The sequence below is a fragment of the Lysinibacillus sp. NPDC059133 genome (assembly GCF_042755925.1).
Taxonomy (GTDB): Bacteria; Bacillota; Bacilli; order Bacillales_A; family Planococcaceae; genus Lysinibacillus.
Genome location: NZ_JBHZDH010000105.1, coordinates 1 through 5,624, shown reverse-complemented (window position 1 = coordinate 5,624; position 5,624 = coordinate 1). Strand labels below are relative to the sequence as shown.

Sequence of the window (5,624 nt, the reverse complement as noted above, 5' to 3'; positions counted from 1 at the left end):
GGGAAGCCCCCAACTACCATCGGCGCTAAAGAGCTTAACTTCCGTGTTCGGTATGGGAACGGGTGTGACCTCTTTGCCATCATCACTAGACTATTAGTTTTCAATATACTTCGTATTTTGAAAGCCTTATGTATTTCGTTTTGAAGTTTATTACCTGTCCTTCAAGACAAGAATTATTGTATAACGTTTTCTCGCATTGCGCAATACTTTTTTATAAAAAGAGAGAAATCATTACTTTTCGAAGATATTTTCGTCGTGTGAGAGAAACTATCACTCTGCTATTTATTATAACAATTGTTTAATTAAAAGAAAACAATTGATTTATCAGATGTGTTTTTATCTATTTTAATTCATTAAAAAACACTGATTTCCAATATGAGCTACTCCTCTCCGACTGTCGAGACACTTCGCTTTTCGCAGGAATCTTTAATCTACGACAGGATCAATCAGAGTAGCCCTTCGTTACAATCAACTAAAAAAGCAAAATATAAGCCAAAAACTATTTATAGATTCATTAATATACCTGTTAATTTATCATTTCAAAATTATTTAATTATAGTTTTCAGGTTTCGTCTTACCCTCAATCATATTAAACTCTAAATTTACTGCTCAGGTGAAAGAACATTTCTGACGCTTCGTTTACGTTACCAAAAACATCTGTAACTGACGTTGCACTTTCGTTACTGAAAACATTTGCTAAAGAAGTTAAATAACAGAAAGAGCCATTTGTAATCGATCAATTTCTTCAAATGTTGTTGCTGGGCCGAAGGATATTCTAAAAAATTGACGAGCCGCTTCCATAGAATAACCCATTGATAAAATCGCTTTTGTACCAGATTCACTATGAATATCACAGGCACTTCCTGTAGAAATACATATCCCCGCTTCGTTTAATTTTAACAAAACGTATTGACCTTCTACTCTTTTCATCAACACACCACAAATATTAGGCAATTGATCCTTACACTCAATGATCTGACACGTTTCCGGTAAATTTCCCTTAAAGTATCGACGTAATGCTTCATAATGCTGACGCTCATATTGATAATCTTCAATCGCCGTAGCAAAAGAGACAATAGCTGGAGTATCTAGGGTTCCTCCTCTTAACCCACGCTCATGTGTGACACCTGGTGCTAATGCAGGAACACGGAGCTCAGGATTCATATATATAGCTCCACATCCTTTTGGCCCACCTATTTTATGGGCTGAAACAGTAATAGCATCTACCTGCTGTTTTAACGGAATTTTACAAAAGGATTGTACACAATCGACGTGTAGGAGCACATTTGATTGTTTAGCAATTTCGGCAATTTCTTCTATAGGTTGAATAGAACCTATCTCTGAATTTACATGTTGAATAGTGATTAAAGCCGTATCTTCTTGAATTACTTCTCGTAGTTGCTCTACATGAATACAGCCATCTTGCAGTAAGGGTAACTTTGTGACCATAAAACCCATTTTTTCAAGTGTATTTAAAGCCGCATGTACGGATGTATGTTCAGCTTGTGATGAAATAATGTGCTTCCCTTTATTTGAAGCTAAAGCTAATGACAAAATCGAAATTAAATTACCCTCCGTTCCGCTTCCAGTAAAAATCACACCATCACTGTTTACTCCTAGAGATTTTGCTACAACAGCTCTCGCTTGTTCAACAAAATAATGTGCTTGCCCTCCTAGATCATGTAAGCTTGCACTATTTCCATAATACTGCTTTGCTACCTCACAATAGACTTTAAGAGCCTTTGGAGTCATTGGAGCGGTTGCAGCGTAATCCATATAAATCATCTTATTCTTCCTTTCTAATTCATTCGGCCTTGTTTTCTTTTTTATTTTATGCAAAGATAGGTGTCAAGACAACTGTAAAGAAGGTATATGTATGGATGTAAAGACAGATGTACTTATTATTGGTAGCGGCATTGCTGCACTTCAAACTGCTCGGCTTCTCGAAGAACATTTTCAAGTACAGCTTGTTACAAAGTGTTCAGTTAAAATGAGTAGTTCTTATCGTGCTCAAGGCGGTATTGCTGCCGTTACAAGTCAAGAAGATCATCCAAAGCTTCACATTGCTGATACGTTGACTGCTGGTGAATATCATCATGAAAGAAGGAATGTTGAAGTACTAATAGAAAACGGTACAGAAATTATGCGAAATTTATTAAATGAGGGCTTCCCAGTTGATCGACAAGTTGATGGGTCCCCCGCTCTAGGCTTAGAGGGAGCACATAGTCATCACCGTATTTTACATGCTGGTGGTGATCGTACTGGCCAAATAATGATAGATTATTTGCTCAATCAACTCACATCTAATATCGTTGTGAATTGTTATGAGATGGCTTACGAGCTTTTATTAAATACAAATGGAGATTGCGTTGGCGTTCTAACAAAAGGAGCAAAGGGAACGAAGCGCTACCTTGCCCACCACGTCATTCTCGCGACAGGAGGTGCAGGAGCTCTTTATTCTTGTACGTCTAACTTTGCTACGAATACTGGCGATGGTATCGCATTAGCATATCGTTCAGGAGCTGCCATCAGTGATATGGAATTTATGCAATTCCATCCAAGCTTACTTTGGTGTGGAGGCCAGGCCAAAGGATTAATCTCTGAAGCTGTTCGTGGCGACGGAGGAATTTTTGTCGATGCGCATCGTCATCCCATAATGAAAGGCGTGCATAAACAGCTGGACTTGGCACCACGCCATGTTACAGCACATGCATTATTTAATAAACGTGCTACCGGGCAAGAAACTTTTATTGATATTTCAAGTATCGAACACTTTGAAGAAAGATTCCCTACGATTGCTCAGCTTTGCTATGACAATCATATTAATTTACAAGATGGATTAATTCCTGTAGCACCAGGTAGCCATTTCTTAATGGGTGGTGTTGTTGCTGATGACAAAGGAAGAACATCTATTCCTAATTTATATGCAATTGGAGAAGTTGCTTGTACTGGGGTGCATGGTGCCAATCGTTTAGCTAGTAACTCTCTTTTAGAAGGCATTACGTTTGGACAAAGAACAGCCCATTACATTATTCAAACAGGTTGCAAGCAAAATAGTTTCTTAATTGATGACAAACATCACCAACAAACAATGCCATCATTATTTACGAAAGATCAATTACGACAAATGATGATGCACATATTAGGCATTGTGCGAAATCCGATCGATATGGAACAATTCGTACAACAATTGCCCTCAATACAAACACTTCTACATGTTGATTTAGATGGCTTGAATCGACAGGAACTTGAACTTTACATGATGCATATTGTCGCTACATTAATGGCACACGCAGCTATTACACGAAAAGAAACTCGCGGGGCACATATTCGCATTGACAAACCACAAAATGATCATCAGTGGGCAAACCGCTGGGTCATTTTTCAACAAGGACAGATGAAAGTGAGGAATTCATTATATGAATATCATCAAACTCGAGGAATTGCTAAAACAATTTTTTAATGAGGATATAGGCGATGGGGATTTATCGAGTGAATTTATTTTTTCTCCAGAACAGCAGGGATCTTTTTCTTTTTATGCAAAGGAAAGTGGCATTTTTTGTGGAGCCCCCATCATTAAGCATGGATTTCTTCTTCTTGATCGGTCTATGGATATTATCCTTTATAGAAAAGATGGTGACAAAGTAAATGCCGGGGATGTTCTTGCTATTATTCAAGGACCTCTTCAAAAGTTATTAATGGGTGAGCGTGTAATTTTGAATCTTATCCAGCGTATGTCTGCTATTGCTACAGCTACAAATTTAGCGGTGCGAGAAACAGCAGGTACTAATGCGAAAATATGCGATACGCGCAAAACAATGCCTGGAATGCGTATGTTAGATAAATATGCTGTTAGAATCGGAGGCGCCTATAACCATCGCAATGGATTATACGATGCGATCATGCTAAAGGATAATCATATTGCTTTTGCAGGTAGTATTACCAAGGCCGTACATGCAGCCCGTGAGAAAATCGGTCACACCATTAAAATCGAAGTCGAAATCGAAACAAAAGCACAATTAGATGAAGCAATTGCAGCCGGTGCAGATATCATTATGTTTGATAATCGTAGCCCTGAAGAAATACGTGAATGGCTCCCAGCAGTTCCCCCACATATTGCTACAGAAGCTTCAGGCGGCATTTCACTTCATAACTTAAATATCTATGCTGAAACAGGTATTCAATGGATTTCACTCGGAGCGCTAACACATTCAGTAAAAGCCTTTGACATTAGTGCACTTGTACAAACGAAAGGAGCTAATTCCATTGTCCATCACTAGTTTATTACAACAAACGTCACTACTACCTGAGCATTATCGTGCATTATCTAAACATGACATGGAATCTCGAATTCTAACCATAAAAAAGAAATTAGGTAGTAAGCTCTTCATCCCTGGGCATCATTATCAAAAAGATGAAGTGATTCAATTTGCAGATGCAACAGGGGATTCCTTGCAACTTGCTCAATTATCAGCAGCTAACAAGGAAGCTGAACATATAGTATTTTGTGGCGTACACTTTATGGCAGAAACAGCTGATATGCTTACAACTGAACAGCAGCATGTTTATTTACCTGATATGCGTGCAGGCTGTTCAATGGCAGATATGGCAGACATTTATCAAACAGAACAAGCATGGCCAATTTTACAGAAACTCTTTGGCGATACCATTATCCCACTAACATATGTCAATTCTACTGCTGCCATTAAAGCATTTACGGGACGACATGGTGGAGCCTGCGTGACATCGTCTAATGCAAAAGAAATGGTTGAATGGGCATTTACACAAAAACAACGTATTTTCTTTTTACCAGATCAACATTTAGGTAGAAATACTGCGTACGATTTAGGAATACCTCTTGAAAATATGGCCGTTTGGAATCCTCATACAAATAGGCTTGAAACTGATCAGTCCCCAGAAAACATTCAAGTCATCTTATGGAAGGGACACTGCTCTGTACACGAAGGCTTTACGGTTCAGCATACCGAGCTTATACGGATAGTTCATCCAAATATGCGTATCATTGTTCATCCTGAATGTAGTCGTGAAGTTGTTGCTGCTGCAGATGATGCAGGTTCTACAAAATACATTATTGATACGATTAATAAAGCACCGAGAAATTCAGCATGGGCAATCGGTACTGAAATGAATCTCGTAAATCGTCTGATCAAGCAGCACCCTGATAAGCAGATTATCTCTTTAAATGAGAACTTCTGTCCTTGTCTTACAATGAATCGTATTGACCTTCCCCATCTACTTTGGTCTTTAGAAAGTATACAAAAGGGGCAGCCACATAATCGTATTCAAGTAGATGCTCACACTGCTGAAGAAGCACGTAGCTCACTTGAAAGAATGCTATTAAGAGCGTAAAGAGCAAAACGTCTACCAAAAAATGAGTAGACGTTTCCTTATAGTTACTTAAGTTTTCTACGAGAATATGTAGTATACATTTCTACTAATCATAATCGTTTAAGACAATCATTAGAATCTTAAAAGCTATCCTTATACAAAAAAAACAGTAGATGTAATTTACATCTACTGCATTTTAGTATGACCCGTACGGGATTCGAACCCGTGTTACCGCCGTGAAAGGGCGGTGTCTTAACCACTTGACCAACGGGCCA

General features: G+C 38.4%; 4 protein-coding genes, 1 tRNA gene and 1 rRNA gene. 3 read left to right on the top strand and 3 right to left on the bottom strand.

Features of this window, described 5'->3' with window-relative positions:
• Both rrf and ACFXN8_RS26165 read right to left on the bottom strand, forming a co-directional pair.
• Positions 1-90: ribosomal RNA gene (gene rrf / locus ACFXN8_RS26170) — 5S ribosomal RNA — on the bottom strand; the annotation flags it as partial.
• 615 nt (positions 91-705) lie between these two features.
• Complete coding sequence (locus tag ACFXN8_RS26165; RefSeq protein WP_386848292.1) at positions 706-1,776, bottom strand: cysteine desulfurase family protein; 1,071 nt, start codon at positions 1,774-1,776, stop codon at positions 706-708.
• A 100-nt stretch (positions 1,777-1,876) separates the two neighbouring features.
• On the opposite strand from ACFXN8_RS26165, the gene nadB reads away from it, so the two are divergent.
• Genes nadB through nadA form a run of 3 tightly spaced genes read left to right on the top strand, consistent with a single transcriptional unit; the run spans position 1,877 to position 5,370 of the window.
• Positions 1,877-3,463, top strand: coding sequence for an L-aspartate oxidase (gene nadB, locus ACFXN8_RS26160; RefSeq protein ID WP_386848291.1), 1,587 nt, complete (start codon positions 1,877-1,879; stop codon positions 3,461-3,463).
• Positions 3,420-4,280: a carboxylating nicotinate-nucleotide diphosphorylase gene (gene nadC / locus ACFXN8_RS26155; RefSeq protein WP_376079053.1), complete on the top strand. Its 861-nt coding sequence runs from the start codon at positions 3,420-3,422 to the stop codon at positions 4,278-4,280. The genes nadB and nadC overlap by 44 nt, the downstream gene beginning before the upstream one ends.
• Positions 4,267-5,370: a quinolinate synthase NadA gene (gene nadA / locus ACFXN8_RS26150; protein WP_386848290.1), complete on the top strand. Its 1,104-nt coding sequence runs from the start codon at positions 4,267-4,269 to the stop codon at positions 5,368-5,370. Before nadC ends, nadA begins: the two co-directional genes overlap by 14 nt.
• Positions 5,371-5,551: 181 nt before the next feature.
• Here the strand turns inward: nadA and ACFXN8_RS26145 are convergent.
• Positions 5,552-5,623 (bottom strand) — tRNA-Glu (locus ACFXN8_RS26145).
• Between the last annotated feature and the right edge of the window lies 1 nt (position 5,624).